Origin of the sequence: Mammaliicoccus sp. RAM2 (genome assembly GCF_045897195.1) — a bacterium.
GTDB classification, from domain to species: Bacteria; Bacillota; Bacilli; order Staphylococcales; family Staphylococcaceae; genus Mammaliicoccus; species Mammaliicoccus sciuri.
The window spans coordinates 206,370-224,754 of sequence record NZ_JBJNWI010000006.1 but is presented as its reverse complement, the minus strand read 5'-3'; the positions used below and the strand labels follow the sequence as shown (position 1 = coordinate 224,754).

16 protein-coding genes are annotated in these 18,385 nt (G+C 33.6%); 14 read left to right on the top strand and 2 right to left on the bottom strand.

Translation table 11 applies throughout. The annotated features are described in order from the left end of the window. Nucleotides 1-28: 28 nt before the first annotated feature. Nucleotides 29-1,912 (top strand): FUSC family protein, encoded by a 1,884-nt coding sequence (locus ACJTHF_RS10840; RefSeq protein WP_106417389.1) that lies wholly within the window; start codon nucleotides 29-31, stop codon nucleotides 1,910-1,912. 26 nt (nucleotides 1,913-1,938) lie between these two features. Here ACJTHF_RS10840 and ACJTHF_RS10835 read toward each other — a convergent pair whose 3' ends face one another. Next, nucleotides 1,939-3,327 carry a PLP-dependent aminotransferase family protein gene (locus tag ACJTHF_RS10835; RefSeq protein ID WP_106417390.1) on the bottom strand — a complete coding sequence of 463 codons (1,389 nt, stop codon included), beginning with the start codon at nucleotides 3,325-3,327 and terminating at the stop codon, nucleotides 1,939-1,941. A 110-nt stretch (nucleotides 3,328-3,437) separates the two neighbouring features. On the opposite strand from ACJTHF_RS10835, the gene pdxS reads away from it, so the two are divergent. Continuing rightward, nucleotides 3,438-4,325 (top strand): pyridoxal 5'-phosphate synthase lyase subunit PdxS, encoded by an 888-nt coding sequence (pdxS, locus tag ACJTHF_RS10830; RefSeq protein ID WP_058590885.1) that lies wholly within the window; start codon nucleotides 3,438-3,440, stop codon nucleotides 4,323-4,325. Between the two features lies 1 nt (nucleotide 4,326). Further along, the gene (pdxT, locus tag ACJTHF_RS10825; protein ID WP_048541331.1) at nucleotides 4,327-4,902 is read left to right on the top strand and encodes a pyridoxal 5'-phosphate synthase glutaminase subunit PdxT; all 576 of its coding nucleotides are present in this window, start codon (nucleotides 4,327-4,329) and stop codon (nucleotides 4,900-4,902) included. A gap of 55 nt (nucleotides 4,903-4,957) precedes the next feature. Here the strand turns inward: pdxT and ACJTHF_RS10820 are convergent, their stop codons facing one another. Continuing rightward, nucleotides 4,958-6,178 (bottom strand): NupC/NupG family nucleoside CNT transporter, encoded by a 1,221-nt coding sequence (locus tag ACJTHF_RS10820; RefSeq protein WP_025904840.1) that lies wholly within the window; start codon nucleotides 6,176-6,178, stop codon nucleotides 4,958-4,960. 175 nt (nucleotides 6,179-6,353) lie between these two features. Between ACJTHF_RS10820 and ACJTHF_RS10815 the strand changes: the two genes are divergently transcribed. The 11 genes from ACJTHF_RS10815 (at nucleotide 6,354) to cysS (ending at nucleotide 18,373) form a co-directional block, all read left to right on the top strand. Next, nucleotides 6,354-6,815, top strand: coding sequence for a CtsR family transcriptional regulator (locus ACJTHF_RS10815; RefSeq protein ID WP_025904841.1), 462 nt, complete (start codon nucleotides 6,354-6,356; stop codon nucleotides 6,813-6,815). A gap of 14 nt (nucleotides 6,816-6,829) precedes the next feature. Beyond that, nucleotides 6,830-7,366 (top strand): UvrB/UvrC motif-containing protein, encoded by a 537-nt coding sequence (locus ACJTHF_RS10810; protein ID WP_058590884.1) that lies wholly within the window; start codon nucleotides 6,830-6,832, stop codon nucleotides 7,364-7,366. After that, nucleotides 7,367-8,374 carry a protein arginine kinase gene (locus ACJTHF_RS10805; protein ID WP_058590883.1) on the top strand — a complete coding sequence of 336 codons (1,008 nt, stop codon included), beginning with the start codon at nucleotides 7,367-7,369 and terminating at the stop codon, nucleotides 8,372-8,374. Nucleotides 8,375-8,390: 16 nt separating this feature from the next. Beyond that, nucleotides 8,391-10,853, top strand: coding sequence for an ATP-dependent Clp protease ATP-binding subunit (locus ACJTHF_RS10800; RefSeq protein WP_058590882.1), 2,463 nt, complete (start codon nucleotides 8,391-8,393; stop codon nucleotides 10,851-10,853). 155 nt (nucleotides 10,854-11,008) lie between these two features. Then, nucleotides 11,009-12,379 (top strand): DNA repair protein RadA, encoded by a 1,371-nt coding sequence (gene radA, locus ACJTHF_RS10795; RefSeq protein ID WP_025904845.1) that lies wholly within the window; start codon nucleotides 11,009-11,011, stop codon nucleotides 12,377-12,379. Between the two features lie 22 nt (nucleotides 12,380-12,401). After that, nucleotides 12,402-13,460, top strand: coding sequence for a PIN/TRAM domain-containing protein (locus ACJTHF_RS10790; protein WP_078355007.1), 1,059 nt, complete (start codon nucleotides 12,402-12,404; stop codon nucleotides 13,458-13,460). Nucleotide 13,461: 1 nt separating this feature from the next. Next, nucleotides 13,462-14,148 carry a 2-C-methyl-D-erythritol 4-phosphate cytidylyltransferase gene (ispD, locus tag ACJTHF_RS10785; protein WP_058590881.1) on the top strand — a complete coding sequence of 229 codons (687 nt, stop codon included), beginning with the start codon at nucleotides 13,462-13,464 and terminating at the stop codon, nucleotides 14,146-14,148. Next, on the top strand, nucleotides 14,141-14,620 hold the full coding sequence (gene ispF, locus ACJTHF_RS10780; RefSeq protein ID WP_048541339.1) for a 2-C-methyl-D-erythritol 2,4-cyclodiphosphate synthase: 480 nt from the start codon (nucleotides 14,141-14,143) through the stop codon (nucleotides 14,618-14,620). Before ispD ends, ispF begins: the two co-directional genes overlap by 8 nt. A gap of 15 nt (nucleotides 14,621-14,635) precedes the next feature. Further along, complete coding sequence (gene gltX / locus ACJTHF_RS10775) at nucleotides 14,636-16,090, top strand: glutamate--tRNA ligase (RefSeq protein WP_106417394.1); 1,455 nt, start codon at nucleotides 14,636-14,638, stop codon at nucleotides 16,088-16,090. Between the two features lie 254 nt (nucleotides 16,091-16,344). Next, complete coding sequence (cysE, locus tag ACJTHF_RS10770) at nucleotides 16,345-16,986, top strand: serine O-acetyltransferase (protein WP_025904850.1); 642 nt, start codon at nucleotides 16,345-16,347, stop codon at nucleotides 16,984-16,986. After that, nucleotides 16,970-18,373 (top strand): cysteine--tRNA ligase, encoded by a 1,404-nt coding sequence (gene cysS, locus ACJTHF_RS10765; RefSeq protein WP_232157366.1) that lies wholly within the window; start codon nucleotides 16,970-16,972, stop codon nucleotides 18,371-18,373. Before cysE ends, cysS begins: the two co-directional genes overlap by 17 nt. The last annotated feature ends 12 nt before the right edge of the window (nucleotides 18,374-18,385 follow it).

Sequence of the window (18,385 nt, the reverse complement as noted above, 5' to 3'; positions counted from 1 at the left end):
GCTTGAAAATTGTGAAAGGAGATATAACATGAAAAAATATTTTGATGTGATGTTTAAAGTGAATAAAAATAATCTTGCAACTAAAAAAGCATTTATGCAAGCTATTATTGTTTTTATCATTTTAGCTGGAAGTGTATTATTTGGAAGATTCGATCTAGGACTAACTGCTTTATTAGGATCATTTAGTAATATCTATATTATTAATGGATCATATCCTTCACGAATTAGAAAAGTTATAACTGTGTCTATAGTATTAAGTATTTGTATCATGTTAGGAACGATTACAATCACCATTCCATTTTTATATGCATTAGTTTTAGGGCTCATAGGGATGGTAGGTCATTTTGTTTTAAAAGCTTTTCAGATACCTGGACCTTCTTCTCTATTTTTTGTACTTACATATAGTGTAGCTTCTATTATGCCAATTATGCCTGAGGATTTCCTGAATAGAGGATTACTTGTTTTATGTGGTGGTATTGTTAGTACAATTGTTGTAATAGTTGATGCAATGTTTAATCATAAAAAGCCGGAAGCTGAAAGTGTATCAAATATTTATAAAAATTTAGCATTTTTAACTGAGAATTTTAGTGGGAAAAAATTTGATGATGCACGTAGTAATACTTTAAATGCGATACATCATGCAACAAATACTTTGACGACAGCTAATGCTTTTTGGAATAAAACGCATGGTTATAATAGAATGTTGCAGTTAAAAGGACGTGCTGAAGCTATATGGTCTGCTTGTTTAGAATTATCTTCACAAGGTTATGAAGTGTTACCAAAAGAAATAAGTGAAGCACTGACTTATATTCAGCTTAGAATTGCAGAAAATGAATCGACTCATTATGTACCGATTGAATATGATGGAGAGAGCTCTTACATAAATTCATTAGCAGAATTAATTAATGATACAGTCATGATACTTAACGATAAGAATTTACAATTTGATAAACAAATTATTTATAGAAAACCGATGTACTCCAGAATTATTAAAGAAAATTTATCAAGAGATTCTTTAGTTTTAATGTCTTCTATGCAATATGGAATTATATTATTTACTTCAGTTATCATTGCATTTGGTATGGGGTTTGAAAGAGCTTATTGGATACCAATATCTTGTTGTTCTGTATTATTAGGTTCATCATCACTAACTACAATACAAAGAGCACTGCAAAGAACAGTAGGTACAATTACTGGTATGTTAGTCGCAATTTTAATTTTAGCATTCGAGCCTAATACTTGGACTATTGTCATATTAATGGCGATTTTGATGGGAACAGCTGAGTTATTAATCGCATTTAATTATACAATTGCAGTCACATTTATCACGCCTAATGTTCTTTTAATGTCAGCAGCAATCACACAACATTTCGATACATATTTAGTGATGCCAAGAATTGTTGATGTAGTAATAGGTTCAGTAATAGGTTTAATTGGTGTACTGATAGTAGGAAGAAATCAAGCGTCCAAAAAATTACCTAAGACGATTAATAATACGTTAAAACTACAAGCAAGTTTGTTTCATGCAATATTTTCTTCTAATAAGTATCATCATAATATTGCAAAATCAAAAGTTATCACAGATTTACACACTGAGATCATGAATACAAAAGCAATGTACCAAGCTGCATTGAATGAAATGGATAACAAAGTTAAAAAGATTGAATATGTTTATCCGATTATATTTACAGTTGAACAATTAGCATTTACGTTAGAAAGAGCTTATGCACAAGGTAAGATTACGACGCTATCAGATCATAACTTAGGACTTTATTTAACGACATATGAGAATATTTGTAAAAAAGTGGTCTTTAATGCAGACTATGAAAAAATTGATTTACCAGAATTAAAAGAATATACAAGCATTAGAAATGAATTAATGAAATTACAAAGTTTAAGTCATACCAAATAAAAAAGACTTCGCAATGAAGTCTTTTTTTATTTGGTTAAACATTCTATTAAACTATTAATATGTGCTTCAGCATCTTCAATATTAATTCCACCAAATCCAAGAACAAAGTGGGGTTTCTCGTCAGTTTGTTTAAAGCGATAATGAGAGAGGGGCTTAATATCGATATTGCATGCTTCAATTCTTCTTATACATTCTTCTAAAGATAGACCATTATGAACATTTAATATAAAATGCATTCCCGTTAATTCCCCTGAAATAGAAAAGGTTTCAGGATATTTTTTGAGTTGTTCGAGTATAATATCTCTTTTAGTTCGATAAATTTTTCTCATGCGATTCAAATGTCTTTCGAAATGTCCTTCATTCATAAATCTAGCTAACATATATTGTGTATGTCTTGGAACGGTGCCACCTTCTATGTTTGTCTTTTTGTGATATAAAGCAATTAAATTTTTTGGAAGTACAGCATATGCTACACGCAACGAAGGCGAAATAGATTTAGAGAAAGTACTGACATAGATGACGCTACCTGAATGATCTAAACTTTGTAGTGCTGGTATCGGTCTTCCACTATATCTAAACTCTGAATCATAGTCATCTTCAATAATAAAACGATTGTCTTGTTCTGAAGCCCATTTAATGAGTTGTGTTCGTCGTTTTAAGTCCATAATGACACCAGTTGGAAATTGATGACTAGGTGTAATATACACAACATCACTATCCGTCTTGATAATTTGTTCTATATCAATCCCATTTTGCATAACTGGAATAAAGTCAAATGGGATATGTTTTCTTTTTAATAAATCTCTTACTTGTTTATATAGAGGGTCTTCTATCATATATTTAGACTCTGAAATGATATCCGTAATAATGGATAATAGCTGCTCCGTTGACGACCCAACGACAATTTGATCTGGAGAACAATTTACGCCACGACTATGAAAGACATAATAGCTGATTTCTTTTCTTAAATTAAAATCACCTTGCTTATGGCCACTATCTAATAAATCTATTTGTTGTTCATCAAATGCTTCTTTAGCGTATTTTCTAAAAAGGTCATTTGGGAAATGCGTTTTGTCTATTGCACCTAGTTTAAAGCTATATTGATACTTTTGTTCTTCTATGTAGTGGGATTCAGGGATTTTTGTTTTATAGGTTACCGGTAGATTAACGATGTCATTAATATAAAAGCCAGAACGATTTTTACTATAGATGTAACCTTCATCGCAAAGTAGTTGATAAGCGTGTTCTATCGTTGTTTGACTAACCGATAAATAATGACTTAATTGCCTTTTTGAAGGTAATTTCTCGTTATATCTCATAACGTCGTTAATAATATTCTTTTTAATATTTTCATATAATTGTATGTATATAGGCGTATTAATCTTTCTATTGATATCGAACATAAGCATTTCCATTTTATTCACCTCAAAACTGACCACTAATTATTTGATAAATCTGACTCTTTTACCAGTTCAGAATTTAGTATAACCTACTAGTAAGCGATTTAAAAGGAGGAAGTTTTTCGATGTCAAAAATTACTGGTTCAGATAAAGTTAAAAGAGGTATGGCAGAAATGCAAAAAGGTGGCGTAATCATGGATGTGGTTAATGCCGAACAAGCTAAATTAGCTGAAGAAGCAGGTGCTGTTGCTGTAATGGCATTAGAACGCGTACCATCTGATATTAGAGCAGCAGGTGGGGTAGCAAGAATGGCTGACCCACGTATTGTAGAAGAAGTTATGAATGCTGTATCTATTCCTGTTATGGCTAAAGGTAGAATTGGTCATATCACAGAAGCACGCGTATTGGAATCAATGGGCGTAGATTATATTGATGAGTCAGAAGTGCTAACACCAGCTGATGAAGAATATCATTTGAAAAAAGATGAATTTACAGTGCCATTTGTTTGTGGTTGCCGTAATTTAGGTGAGGCTGCACGTAGAATTGGTGAAGGTGCTGCAATGTTACGTACGAAAGGTGAACCAGGAACTGGTAATATAGTAGAAGCAGTTCGTCATATGAGACAAGTGAATGCAGAAGTGCGTAAATTAGTTGTGATGAGTGACGACGAAATTATGACTGAAGCTAAAAATATTGGTGCACCATATGAAATATTGAAAGAAATTAAAGATTTAGGTCGTTTACCAGTTGTAAACTTTGCAGCAGGTGGGGTTGCAACGCCAGCTGATGCTGCATTAATGATGGAATTAGGCGCTGATGGTGTATTCGTTGGATCTGGTATCTTTAAATCTGAAGCACCAGAAAAATTTGCTAAAGCAATTGTTCAAGCAACTACACATTATCAAGATTATAAATTAATTGCTGAATTGTCTAAAGAATTAGGGCCAGCTATGAAAGGTTTAGACATCAATCAATTATCATTAGAAGAACGTATGCAAGAGCGTGGATGGTAATATGAAGATAGGTGTCCTAGGTTTACAAGGTGCTGTAAGAGAACATATTAAGCATATTGAAAAAGCTGGCCATGAAGGTATTACAATTAAGCATGTAGAGCAATTAGATGAAATTGATGGTTTAGTCTTACCTGGTGGAGAATCAACGACTATGCGTCGTTTAATGGATTTATACGGCTTTACTGAAGCACTTAGAAATAGTTCATTACCTATGTATGGAACTTGTGCTGGGTTGATACTTTTAGCAAAAGAAGTAGTAGGTCAAGAAAGTCATTTAAATAAATTGAATGTTGTTGTTGAGAGAAATTCATTTGGTAGACAAGTAGATAGCTTTGAACAAGATTTAAATGTTAAAGGTATTGAAGAAGCGGTTAATGCAGTATTTATACGTGCACCTCATATACAATCAGCTCATGAAGGTGTTGAGGTATTATCTAAGGTTGAAGATAGAATTGTAGCTGTAAGACAAAATCAATACTTAGGTATTTCATTCCATCCGGAACTTACTGAAGACTACAAAATTATGGCGTATTTCATTGAAGAAATCGTAAAACAATATCAAACAGAACAAGTATAACAAACAAAAAAGCAGTCTACAGAACGATTATTGTTCTGTAGACTGCTTCTATTTATTATAAGAAAAATCCTGCGATTGTAGCTGATAAGAATGATACTAATGTTGCACCGTATAATAATTTAATACCGAAGCGTGCGACATTATCCCCTTGTTTATCATTTAATGATTTAACAGCACCCGCGATGATACCAATAGAACCAAAGTTTGCGAATGAAACTAAGAATACTGAAATGATACCATTTGCTCTTTCTGAAATATCTGCATCAGGTAAAATACCCATCGCAACAAATTCATTTGAAAGAACTTTAGTAGCCATAATACTACCTGATTGTACTGCATCTGCCCAAGGAACCCCTGTTAAGAAGGCAAATGGTGCAAATACAAAACCGATTAATGTTTGGAAGTCCCATGATACTGAACCGCCAGAAACGAAACTTAAAATGTTAGACGTAACACCATTTAATAGTCCGATTAATGCAACATAACCGATTAACATTGCTGCTACGATAACGGCAACTTTGAAACCATCTAAAATATATTCACCTAACATTTCGAAGAATGATTGTTTTTCTTCCGATTCTTGAATCATGATGTCGTCTTCTTTTGGATCTACTGTATATGGATTAATAATTGATGCCATAATAAATCCACCAAATAAGTTTAATACGATAGCTGTTACAACGTATCTCGGTTCAACCATCGTAAAATATGCACCAACGATTGATGCAGATATTGTAGACATAGCTGAAGCTGTTAATGTATACATACGATGTTTAGGAATTAATGGAAGTTGTTTTTTGATAGAAATAAACACTTCTGATTGACCTAAAATTGCAGATGCGACCGCATTATATGATTCTAATTTACCCATACCATTAACTTTAGAAATGACTAAACCTAAATATTTAATGATAAGAGGTAAGATTTTAAGATATTGTAAAATACCGATAAGTGCTGATACAAACACAATTGGCATTAATACGTTAAGGAAATAAACTGAAACAGGCTTATCTGTCTTAGGATCGATATTTGCAATACCCGCAAACACGAAGTTTATCCCTTCCATAGCTTTTGCTATGATGTAGCCAAAACCACTTGAAATACCACCTATGATAGTTAATCCACCTGTTGTTTTTAATAATAAGAAAGCAAATATAAACTGGATTACGATCATTAATCCTATATACTGCCATCTAACACGCATTTTATCAGAGCTTACTAACCATGCTAGAAATAGGAATAATAAGATACCGATAATCCCGATAATATAATGCATAATTGACACACCTTTCCCTTCGTTTATACTCAATCATAACCTACTTTATATGATAACTTATTTCTTTTGAAAGCGGTATAAAATTTTTAAAATTTTTAAAGAAACAAATTAATTGAAATAATAAACAACAGAACATATAATATAGTCAAAGAAGGTCAAAAGAGGTGATGAATTAATGCACAACATGTCGGATATCATTGAGCAATACTTAAAGCAATTGCTAGAGGAGGCTCAAGGAGATGTCGTTGAAATTAAACGTGCACATATTGCTGAAAAGTTTGATTGTGTACCTTCCCAATTAAACTATGTTATAAAAACAAGATTTACAAATGAGCACGGATACGCTATTGAAAGTAAAAGAGGCGGTGGTGGTTACATTCGTATTTCAAAAGTTGAAACGAATAGTCAATCAGCATTCATTAGACATCTAATTGAATTGACAGGTGATCAAATCTCACAAGCAAATGCATTTAGAATTGTGGATGGTTTGTATGAAAATGACTTAATTACAGATAGAGAGAAAAAAATGATTGTTCAAACGCTTCATAGAGATACATTGCAAATAGAAATACCATATAGAGATATTATTCGAGCAAATATATTGAAACGTATACTTGCCGTCATACATTATAGTTAAAAAGGAGTGACAGTATGCTTTGTGAAATTTGTGGTAAAGAAGAAGCAACAATTCAATTAACATCAACAGGTAAGAAACATAAAACAGAACAATGGATATGTAAAAACTGTGCTTCAGAACATTTTTATTTCCAAGATGATCATATGAGTGATCAAAATTTGGACCAAGAATTTGTTGTGAACCAATTTCTACAATATTTAGTAGGTAAACATGGTATTAACTTTAAACAAGTTCAACCACAAGAAGAAAAGCACTGTCCTACTTGTGGCATGACTTTAACAGATATTGCTAAAGTTGGTAAGTTTGGTTGTCATGACTGCTATGAAACTTTTAAAGATGATGTACCGCAAATTATTAGAAGAGTTCAAGCGGGCAGTGGGGCGCATACAGGTAAAATACCTGTATCTTCAAGAAGTAAAATACAACTCAAACAACAAATTGCTGAAAAAGAAAAAATACTACAAGGCTTAATTGAAGAGCAAGCCTTTGAAGATGCAGCTGTTCTAAGAGATGAAATTAAAGCATTGAAAGCAGAAGGTGAGGTCGAGTAAATGGAAGAGCATATGAATGAACATATTAGCGATTGGATGAAAGAAACAGAAGATACGCCAATTGTCATGAGTTCTAGAATAAGACTTGCACGTAACCTTCAAGACGAAGTTCATCCGCTCAAATATGAAGAAGATGACGAAACAGGGAATAAAGTAATAGAAAAAGTGAGTAAAGCATTATCAGAATTGAAATTGACGAAGTTATCAGATTTAAGTGAACTTGATCAGAATAAACTCGTATTCAAGCATCTCATTAGCCCAGCACTGACAAAACAGAAATTTGGTGCAGTATTATTAAATGATGATGAATCAACAAGCGTTATGATCAACGAAGAAGATCACGTTAGAATACAAGTTATGGGTCACAACCTCGTGCTAAACGAGTTGTATGAAACGGCATCTAAATTAGATGATGAGCTTGATAAACATCTAACAATTTCATATGATGAACAACACGGATTTTTAACGACTTGTCCAACAAACATTGGAACAGGATTAAGAGCGAGTGTTATGTTGCACTTACCAGGATTAAGCATTATGAAACGTATGAAGAGAATAGGACAAGCTATTAATAGATTTGGATATACTATTCGAGGTATTTATGGTGAAGGTACAGGCGCACTTGGTCATGTTTATCAAATATCCAATCAATTAACACTTGGTAAGACTGAAGAAGAAATCATTGAAGATTTAACGCAAATTGTTGAACAAATCATTAGTGAAGAAGAACAAATTAGACATCGACTTGATCGTTTTAATCATATGGAAACAAAAGACAGGGTTCATCGTGCGAAAGGTATATTGAAATCTGCACAATTAATATCTGTTGAAGAAGCTTCATTAAGGTTAAGTGAAATGAAACTAGGGATAGATTTAGGACATATCGAGAGTAATAACTTTAATTTTGATAATTTAATGGTTACAATACAAACACCATTCTTTGAAGGTAATGACTCGGAACAATCTGTAGATGAACAAAGAGCAACCTTTTTAAGAGAACATATATAAAATAGGAGGTTAGTTTATGCTATTTGGTAGATTAACAGAACGTGCGCAACGCGTATTAGCGCATGCACAAGAAGAAGCAATGAGATTGAATCATTCAAATATAGGTACGGAACATTTATTATTAGGTTTAATGAAAGAACCTGAAGGCATAGCAGCTAAAGTGCTAGATGCTTTTGGTATTACTGAAGAAAAAGTAACAAAAGAAGTTGAAAATTTAATTGGCCAAGGTCAAGAACAAGTTGGTGCGATTCATTACACACCAAGAGCTAAAAAAGTGATTGAACTTTCAATGGATGAAGCGAGAAAGTTAAACCATACATTTGTTGGAACAGAACATCTATTATTAGGATTAATTCGTGAGAACGAAGGTGTGGCAGCACGTGTATTTGCCAATTTAGATTTGAATATCACTAAAGCAAGAGCACAAGTCGTTAAATCATTAGGCAGTCCAGAGCAAGGTTCAAAAAATGCTCAAACGACTAAAAATCAAGCAACACCAACTTTAGATGGATTAGCAAGAGACTTAACAGTCATTGCGCAAGATGGTACGTTAGATCCAGTAGTTGGTCGTTCAGATGAAATTACGCGTGTCATTGAAGTGTTAAGTAGAAGAACTAAAAACAATCCAGTATTAATCGGTGAACCAGGTGTTGGTAAAACGGCTATCGTTGAAGGATTAGCACAAGCAATCGTACAAAACGAAGTACCAGAAACATTAAAAGGTAAACGCGTTATGTCATTAGACATGGGTACTGTTGTAGCAGGTACTAAATATCGTGGTGAATTTGAAGAAAGACTTAAAAAAGTAATGGAAGAAATTCATCAAGCAGGCAATATCGTGTTATTCATCGATGAGTTACACACACTTATTGGTGCGGGTGGAGCAGAAGGTGCTATCGATGCATCAAACATCTTGAAACCAGCATTGGCTCGTGGTGAACTACAATGTATCGGTGCAACTACATTAGATGAATACCGTAAATATATTGAAAAAGATGCAGCATTAGAACGTCGTTTCCAACCTGTAACAGTTGATGAACCAAATACTGAAGATTCAATTTCAATTTTAAAAGGTTTGAGAGATCGTTACGAAGCGCATCACCGTATTAATATTTCAGATGAAGCGATTGAAGCGGCAGTTAATATGAGTGACCGTTACATTTCAGATAGATTCCTACCTGATAAAGCAATCGACTTAATCGATGAAGCAAGTTCTAAAGTAAGACTTAGAAACTATACAACACCTCCAAGTCTTAAAGAACTTGAATCAGAATTAGAAACAGTTAAGAAAGAAAAAGATGCTGCCGTACATTCTCAAGAGTTTGAAAATGCAGCTAATTTAAGAGATAAACAAACTAAACTTGAAAAACAATTAGAAGATACTAAAAACGAATGGAAAAAAGCTCAAGGTGAGAAAAACACATGTGTAACTGCTGAAGATATCGCAGTCGTTGTCGCAAATTGGACAGGTATTCCAATTACGAAATTAAACGAAACTGAGTCAGAAAGATTACTAAACTTAGAAACTATCTTACATGAACGTGTAATCGGTCAAAACGATGCAGTTAAATCTATTTCTAAAGCGGTAAGACGTGCTCGTGCTGGTCTTAAAGATCCTAAGAGACCAATTGGTAGCTTTATATTCTTAGGACCAACAGGTGTTGGTAAAACTGAACTTGCACGTACATTAGCTGATGCGATGTTCGGTGAAGAAGATGCAATGATAAGAGTGGACATGAGTGAGTTTATGGAGAAACACTCTGTCAGTCGTTTAGTAGGTTCTCCTCCAGGTTATGTAGGTCATGATGATGGTGGACAATTAACTGAAAATGTAAGACGTAAACCATATTCAGTTATCCTATTTGACGAAATTGAAAAAGCACATCCAGATGTATTTAATATCTTGTTACAAGTGTTAGATGATGGTCACTTAACAGATTCTAAAGGTCGTAAAGTAGACTTTAGAAACACTGTTATTATCATGACATCAAACGTTGGTGCACAAGAATTACAAAATGCTAAATTTGTTGGATTCGGTGCTAAAGAAAGTGGACCGGATTATGAAACTATCAGAAAAACAATGATGGATGAATTAAAACAACAATTTAGACCTGAGTTCTTAAACCGTGTAGATGATATTATCGTCTTCCACAAACTTGAAAAAACACATCTTAAAGAAATTGTGAATAAAATGGCTGGTAACTTAACGAAACGATTATCAGAACAAGGTATTCACATTACGCTTTCAGATTCAGCACAAGAAAAAATTGCTGATGAAGGATTCGATCCAGAATATGGTGCAAGACCATTAACACGTGCTATTCAAAAACACGTCGAAGATAATTTAAGTGAATTAATCTTATCTGGACAAGATTTAGTAGGTAAAGATGTCATTGTAGATTATAGAGATGATGAATTTAAATTTGATTTATCAGATCATAAAGAAGATAAAGAAGCAGAAGAAACTTCAAAAGCTTAAAAATCAACAATGTTAATTTAATATTATAATAAGTCCGCAAGCTATTTATCATAATAGTTTGCGGGCTTTTATATTGATTTTAAAGTATATTAATTTGTTTTTAATGTCAGTCAAGTTTAAAATATAACTATTCAATTAATACGGAGGTAACATGAATGGCCAAAAAGAAAGTAATATTTGAGTGTTTAGCCTGCGGATATCAATCTCCAAAATGGATGGGGAAATGCCCTAATTGTGGTGCATGGAACCAAATGGAAGAATCAATAGAACATAAAGAAACTAAAGGTCCTAAAAATACATTCAAGTCAGATGTACCCGCACAAAAAATAGAAAAATTAAAAGACGTTAAAGAAGAAGATACACCTAGAATTAAGACTAAAATCAATGAATTTAATCGTGTATTAGGTGGCGGTGTTGTAGAAGGTTCGCTTGTACTTATTGGTGGTGACCCTGGTATTGGTAAATCCACATTATTATTACAAATTTGTGCGGCTTTATCTCAACAAAAAAATGTCTTATATGTTTCAGGTGAAGAATCTGTAAGACAAACGAAATTAAGAGCTGAAAGATTAGTTGAAGATTCAGGAGAATTAAATGTTTATGCTGAAACGAATTTAGAGATTATACATAGTATGGTTCAAAAAGAAAAACCAGATGTATTAGTTATAGATTCCATTCAAACTGTCTTCCACCCTGAAGTTACTTCTGCTCCAGGTTCTGTTTCTCAAGTTAGAGAATGTACACAAAATTTAATGCATATCGCAAAACAAATGAACATTGCTACATTTATTGTAGGACATGTAACGAAAGATGGACAAATTGCTGGGCCACGTTTGTTAGAACATATGGTTGATACAGTATTATATTTTGAAGGCGATACACATCATGCATACAGAATATTAAGAGCAGTTAAAAACCGTTTTGGTTCGACAAATGAAATGGGTATTTTTGAAATGAAGCAAACGGGTCTTAATGAAGTTAAAAATCCGTCTGAAATGTTCTTAGAAGAAAGAACGAAACATGTATCGGGTTCAACTATTGTGGCAACTATGGAAGGTACGAGACCTATTTTAGTTGAAGTACAAGCTTTAGTGACGCCAACGACTTTTCATAATCCACGAAGAATGGCAACAGGTATTGATCACAATAGATTAAGCTTATTGATGGCTGTATTAGAGAAGAAAGAGAATTTCTTATTACAACAACAAGACGCATATATCAAAATTGCCGGTGGTGTAAAATTAAGTGAACCCGCAGTAGATTTAAGTATTGTTATCGCGATAGCTTCAAGTTTCCAAGATAAACCTACTAAAGGTGATGATTGTTTCGTAGGTGAGGTTGGCTTAACAGGTGAAGTAAGAAGGGTTGCTAGAATTGATCAACGTGTACAAGAAGCGGCTAAATTAGGATTTAAACGTATTATCATACCTAAAAATAATATTAAAGGTTTAGAATTCCCGGAAGGTACAGAAGTTATTGGCGTATCAACAACAAGAGAAGCATTGAAAATTGCTTTTAATGCATAATTAACCATTAGGAGGTTAACGTATGAAAATTTTAAAAGGACTAATCATACTGTGTTATTTAGTCATAGGTTCCTCACTAGGCATTATGGTGATTCCAGAACTGATTAATGCGTTTAGTATCCAACCCGAACAAGTACTCACAAATCCATATATCGATGGTCTTATAGGTTCGGTTGTTATTTTCCTATTGTTTGGGTTTTTGATTGATAAAATTGTAGACATGGCTGATCAAGGAGAAAAATACTTATTAAAAAGGAGTATTCTTGAAATATTCTTCGCTACTATTGGTGTTATGATAGGCTTGATGATCGCGGTTATGGTTTCGTTTATATTAGAAATGATCGGTGCACCAGTTCTGAAACATATTTTACCTATTATTATTGCTGCTTTTTTATGTTATTTAGGCTTTCAGATTGGTTTGCAAAAACGAGAAGAAATATTACGATTATTTCCAGAAAGTATATCAAATTCTTTAACGAGACAAACAACTTCGAAATACGCCAAAATTTTAGATACAAGTGCCATTATTGATGGGAGAATATTAGACGTCGTGAAGTGTCATTTTATAGATGGAGAAATCCTTGTACCTCAAGGTGTTATTGAAGAGTTACAAGTCATTGCGGATGCTAAAGACAGTGTTAAACGTGATAAAGGACAACGTGGGTTAGATATATTAAATGAATTGAAGAAAACAGATTTCTCGATTTCAATCATTGAACCAACGTCTACACATAAAGATGTAGATGCGCTTTTAATCAAATTGGCTAAACGATATCAAGCAAGTATCATTACAACAGATTATAATTTGAATAAAGTATGTGCAGTACAAGGCATAAAAGTTCTAAATGTAAATGATTTATCTGAAGCGATTAAACCAGTACTACACCAAGGGGATATTTTCGATTTATTAATTACGAAAATAGGTAAAGAAGATGATCAAGGTGTTGGTTATCTTGATGATGGTACAATGGTTGTCATTGAAAAAGGACGAGAATATATAGGAAAGACAATTCCTGTTGAAGTGATGAGTTTGCTACAAACTTCATCTGGTAGAATTATATTTGCGAAGAAGGTGTCATAAATTGGGGTTTACGACAATCATTCCTGCAGCTGGACAAGGTAAAAGGATGGGAACTAAAATTAACAAATTATTTCTAGAAATTAATGGTGAAACAATTATTCGTCAAACTGTTGCTGTGTTTCAAGAAATAGATTCATGTGAACAGATTTTTATTGCTGCGCATCCAGACGAAGTTGAATTAATGGAAGAACATTTAAAAGATTTTAGTAAAGTTGCTGGTATCATTCCAGGTGGTCAAGAAAGACAACATAGCATTAATGAAGTCTTGAAAGTATTGATTGATACTGAAGTTGTGATGGTTCATGATGGTGCGAGACCATTTATTACACAAGAAAAAATCGACCAATTATATCAAGATGCCTTAACAAAAGATGCTGTGATTTTAGCAGTTCAAGCTAAGGATACAATAAAGCAAGTTATAAATGGTGTTGTTGAACACACTTACGATCGCTCAACGATGTGGCAAGTTCAAACACCTCAAGCGTTTAAAAGAGACATTATCTTAAAAGCTTATGAACAAGCAGAAGCACAAAATTACTTAGGTACGGATGATGCTTCGTTAGTAGAGAGAGCAGGGTGTAAAGTACACATATCAAATGGTGATTACGACAATATCAAAATTACAACCCACGAAGATTTAATAATCGCACATTCTATACTAGAGAAGCGAGGTATTTGCGATGTTTAGAATAGGTTACGGTTATGATGTGCATGAATTTGATCCGACAAGACCATTGATCATTGGTGGTCTTGAGATTGAACATACACATGGTTTAAAAGGTCACAGTGATGCAGATGTGTTGCTCCATGCAATTACGGATGCTATTCTAGGTGCTGCAAGTCTAGGAGATATAGGGAAACTATTCCCAGATACAGACCCAGCTTTTAAAGATGAAGATTCAAAGTTATTGCTTAAAGAAGCTTATGAACAAGTTTTGAAAAAAGGATATAAACTTGGGAATGTAGATGCTACAATTGTAGCGGAACAACCTAAATTCAGACCTTATATAGATCAAATGAGAAGTCTAATTGCTTCAGTATTAGAAGTGTCTATCGAAGATATAAACGTAAAAGCAACAACGAATGAAAAATTAGGATTTCTAGGAAGAGAAGAAGGCATACAAGCACAAGCTGTGGTATTATTAACAAGTAAAGAATAAAACAGGAGTGAGACGATGAGTAACAAAGTAAGAGTAAGATACGCGCCAAGTCCGACTGGTTACTTACACATCGGTAACGCAAGAACCGCATTATTTAACTATTTATTTGCGAAACATTATAATGGGGACTTTGTTATACGTATTGAAGATACAGATATAGCCAGAAATTTAGAAGATGGAGAAGCATCGCAATTTTCTAACCTTGAATGGTTAGGTTTAGATTGGGATGAGTCTGTTAATAAAGACGGAGGATACGGTCCATATCGTCAATCTGAACGTGGCGACATTTATAAGCCATTAATTGAAAAATTATTAGTTGAAGATAAAGCATATAAATGTTATATGACTTCAGAAGAATTAGAAGCAGAACGCGAAGAGCAAATTGCAAGAGGTGAAATGCCTCGTTATGGTGGTAAACACGCACACTTAACAAAAGAAGAACAAGAAGCATTTGAAGCAGAAGGTAGACAACCAAGTATTCGCTTTAGAGTGCCACAAAATAAAGAATATAAATTCGATGACATCGTAAAAGGTGAAGTATCATTTGATTCGAATGGTATCGGTGACTGGGTAATCGTTAAAAAAGATGGCATCCCAACTTATAACTTTGCAGTTGCGATTGATGATTACTACATGGAAATTTCACACGTTATTCGTGGTGATGATCATATTTCAAACACACCTAAGCAACTTATGATTTATGAAGCATTTGGATTTGAGCCTCCACAGTTTGCGCATATGACATTAATCGTTAATGAAGAGCGTAAAAAATTAAGTAAACGTGATGGTCAAATTCTACAGTTTATAGAACAATATAAAGATTTAGGTTACTTACCTGAAGCAATCTTTAACTTTATTGGTTTATTAGGCTGGTCTCCTGAAGGCGAAGAAGAAATCTTCTCTAAAGAAGAATTTATTAAAATCTTCGATGAAAAACGTCTTTCTAAATCACCAGCATTCTTTGATAAGAAAAAATTAGAATGGATTAATAACCAATATATGAAAGAAAAAGATTCTGAAACAGTCTTTGAAATGACAATTCCACATATGGTTAAAGCAGGTCTATTACCTGAAAGTCCATCTGAAGCTGAATTATCTTGGGCAAGAGACTTAGTAGGTTTATATCAACAACAAATGAGTTATGCAGGAGAAATTGTTCCTTTATCTGAGTTATTCTTCAGAGAACATCTTGATTTCAGTGATGAAGCACAAGAAGTCTTAGATGGCGAACAAGTTCCAACTGTTATGGCTGAACTTGTTAAACAACTTGAAACTTTAGAGCCATTTGAACCAGCTGAAATTAAAAAATCAATTAAAGCTGTACAAAAAGAAACAGGCATCAAAGGTAAACAATTATTTATGCCTATACGTGTTGCTGTTTCAGGTCAAACTCATGGCCCTGAATTACCTAATACAATTGCGTTATTAGGTCGAGATAAAGTACTTAACAGATTAAAACGTTTTGTTTGATTTTTTTAGAACGAGAAATTATTATATAAATGACTTGAAGGACAAGTAGATGAGTTAATGTGAAATTAGAGAGTACATGGTTGCTGAAAATGTGCCACATTACTTAAACGAATGCACCTTTATTACAAATATGATGATGTTAATATTTAAAAGAGTGAGCATTTTTAAATGCTAAAAAGAGTGGAACCGTGCAAAAAGGCACCTCTAGCAATTATTGTTAGGGGCGCCTTTTTGTTATCTGAGGGGGGATTTAAATGTTTAAACGAGTCAAAGATGATATTCAAATGGTATTCGATCAAGACCCTGCAGCAAGATCTTCATTTGAAGTCGTTATGACTTACTCAGGACTACATGCTATATGGAGTTATTTGATTGCTAATTGGTTCTTTAAGAAAAAAATGTACTTTATAGCAAGATCTATATCCCAAATTGCACGATTTTTCACAGGAGTTGAAATTCATCCAGGTGCTACAATCGGCAAGAGGCTATTCATCGACCATGGCATGGGTATTGTAATAGGTGAAACATGTCGCATCGGCAATAATGTAACGATCTACCAAGGTGTAACACTTGGTGGGACAGGTAAAGAACGAGGCAAAAGACATCCAGACATAGGTGATAATGTACTGATAGCTGCTGGTGCTAAAGTATTAGGTAATATTGAAGTCGGCAACAATGTAAATATTGGCGCGAACTCAGTCGTACTCAAAGATGTACCGGATTATTCTACAGTAGTTGGTATTCCAGGTAGAATTGTTAAACAAGATGGCTTGAAAATTGGTAAGAACTTTAATCATACAAATTTACCAGACCCAATATATGAACAATTAAAAGAATTAGAACGTCAACTTGAAAAGACGAAGAATGGAGAGATTGTTGATGATTACGTTATATAATACGTTAACAAGACAAAAAGAAGAATTTATTCCTATCGAAGAAGGAAAAGTAAAAATGTATGTATGTGGACCGACAGTGTACAACTACATTCATATTGGTAATGCAAGAGCAACAGTAGCATTTGATGTCGTAAGAAGATATTTAGAATACCGTGGCTACGATGTACAATATGTATCTAACTTTACAGATGTTGATGACAAATTGATCAAAGCTGCAAATGAATTAGGTGAAACAGTTCCGGAAATTGCGGATCGTTTTATTGAAGCATTCTATGAAGATACAGGTGCTTTAAATTGTAAACGTGGAACAGCGAACCCAAGAGTAATGGATCACATGGATGATATTATTGCTTTTATAGCTGTATTAGTCGAAAAAGGCTATGCGTATGAAAGTGGTGGTGACGTTTATTATCGTACAAGACGTTTTGATGATTACGGTAAGTTGAGCCACCAATCATTAGATGACTTAAAAGTTGGCGCTAGAATAGAATCAGGTGAACAAAAAGAAGATGCACTAGACTTCACTTTATGGAAAAAAGCTAAACCAGGTGAAATTAAGTGGGATAGCCCATGGGGAGAAGGTAGACCAGGTTGGCACATCGAGTGTTCTGTAATGGCACAAGTACATTTAGGCGATACGATTGATATCCATGCTGGTGGAACAGATTTACAATTCCCTCACCACGAAAATGAAATTGCTCAATCAGAAGCACACAATGATAAGACATTCGCGAATTATTGGATGCACAACGGTTTTGTAAATATTAACAATGAAAAAATGAGTAAATCATTAGGTAACTTTATTTTAGTTCATGACATCATAAAAGAAATTGACCCTGATGTATTAAGATTCTTTATGGTAGGTGCGCACTATAGAAATCCAATAAACTATGATTTAGAACTTGTACAAGCTGCTAATAGAGGTTTAGAAAGAATTAGAAACAGTTATCAATCATTAGTTGATAGATCACAACATGCTGTATTAGAAGAAGATGAAACAGAACAACATATCGCACGTATTAATGAAATATTAAATGACTTTGAAACATCTATGGATGATGATTTCAATACAGCTAATGCAATGACTGCATGGTATGACTTGAATAAATTAGCTAATAAATATTTACTTGAAAATACAACTTCTACAAAAACAATTAATCGTTTCAAAGAAGTGTATGAAATCTTTAGTGAAGTTCTCGGTGTACCATTAGTAGGTAAACAACAAAATGAATTACTTGATGAAGAAATTGAAGCATTAATTGAAGAACGTAATGAAGCAAGAAAAGCTAAGAACTTCCAGAGAGCGGACGAAATTAGAGATGCACTAAAAGAACAAAATATTATTCTTGAAGACACAGCTCAAGGTGTGAGGTTTAGACGTGGATAAATTAACAATTAA

What these genes read in the sequence shown, in the direction of transcription:
- ACJTHF_RS10840 (WP_106417389.1), top strand. Translation starts at nt 29, where the DNA reads ATGAAAAAATATTTTGATGTGATGTTTAAAGTGAATAAAAATAATCTT.
- ACJTHF_RS10835 (WP_106417390.1), bottom strand. Translation starts at nt 3,327, where the DNA reads ATGGAAATGCTTATGTTCGATATCAATAGAAAGATTAATACGCCTATA.
- pdxS (WP_058590885.1), top strand. Translation starts at nt 3,438, where the DNA reads ATGTCAAAAATTACTGGTTCAGATAAAGTTAAAAGAGGTATGGCAGAA.
- pdxT (WP_048541331.1), top strand. Translation starts at nt 4,327, where the DNA reads ATGAAGATAGGTGTCCTAGGTTTACAAGGTGCTGTAAGAGAACATATT.
- ACJTHF_RS10820 (WP_025904840.1), bottom strand. Translation starts at nt 6,178, where the DNA reads ATGCATTATATTATCGGGATTATCGGTATCTTATTATTCCTATTTCTA.
- ACJTHF_RS10815 (WP_025904841.1), top strand. Translation starts at nt 6,354, where the DNA reads ATGCACAACATGTCGGATATCATTGAGCAATACTTAAAGCAATTGCTA.
- ACJTHF_RS10810 (WP_058590884.1), top strand. Translation starts at nt 6,830, where the DNA reads ATGCTTTGTGAAATTTGTGGTAAAGAAGAAGCAACAATTCAATTAACA.
- ACJTHF_RS10805 (WP_058590883.1), top strand. Translation starts at nt 7,367, where the DNA reads ATGGAAGAGCATATGAATGAACATATTAGCGATTGGATGAAAGAAACA.
- ACJTHF_RS10800 (WP_058590882.1), top strand. Translation starts at nt 8,391, where the DNA reads ATGCTATTTGGTAGATTAACAGAACGTGCGCAACGCGTATTAGCGCAT.
- radA (WP_025904845.1), top strand. Translation starts at nt 11,009, where the DNA reads ATGGCCAAAAAGAAAGTAATATTTGAGTGTTTAGCCTGCGGATATCAA.
- ACJTHF_RS10790 (WP_078355007.1), top strand. Translation starts at nt 12,402, where the DNA reads ATGAAAATTTTAAAAGGACTAATCATACTGTGTTATTTAGTCATAGGT.
- ispF (WP_048541339.1), top strand. Translation starts at nt 14,141, where the DNA reads ATGTTTAGAATAGGTTACGGTTATGATGTGCATGAATTTGATCCGACA.
- gltX (WP_106417394.1), top strand. Translation starts at nt 14,636, where the DNA reads ATGAGTAACAAAGTAAGAGTAAGATACGCGCCAAGTCCGACTGGTTAC.
- cysE (WP_025904850.1), top strand. Translation starts at nt 16,345, where the DNA reads ATGTTTAAACGAGTCAAAGATGATATTCAAATGGTATTCGATCAAGAC.
- cysS (WP_232157366.1), top strand. Translation starts at nt 16,970, where the DNA reads ATGATTACGTTATATAATACGTTAACAAGACAAAAAGAAGAATTTATT.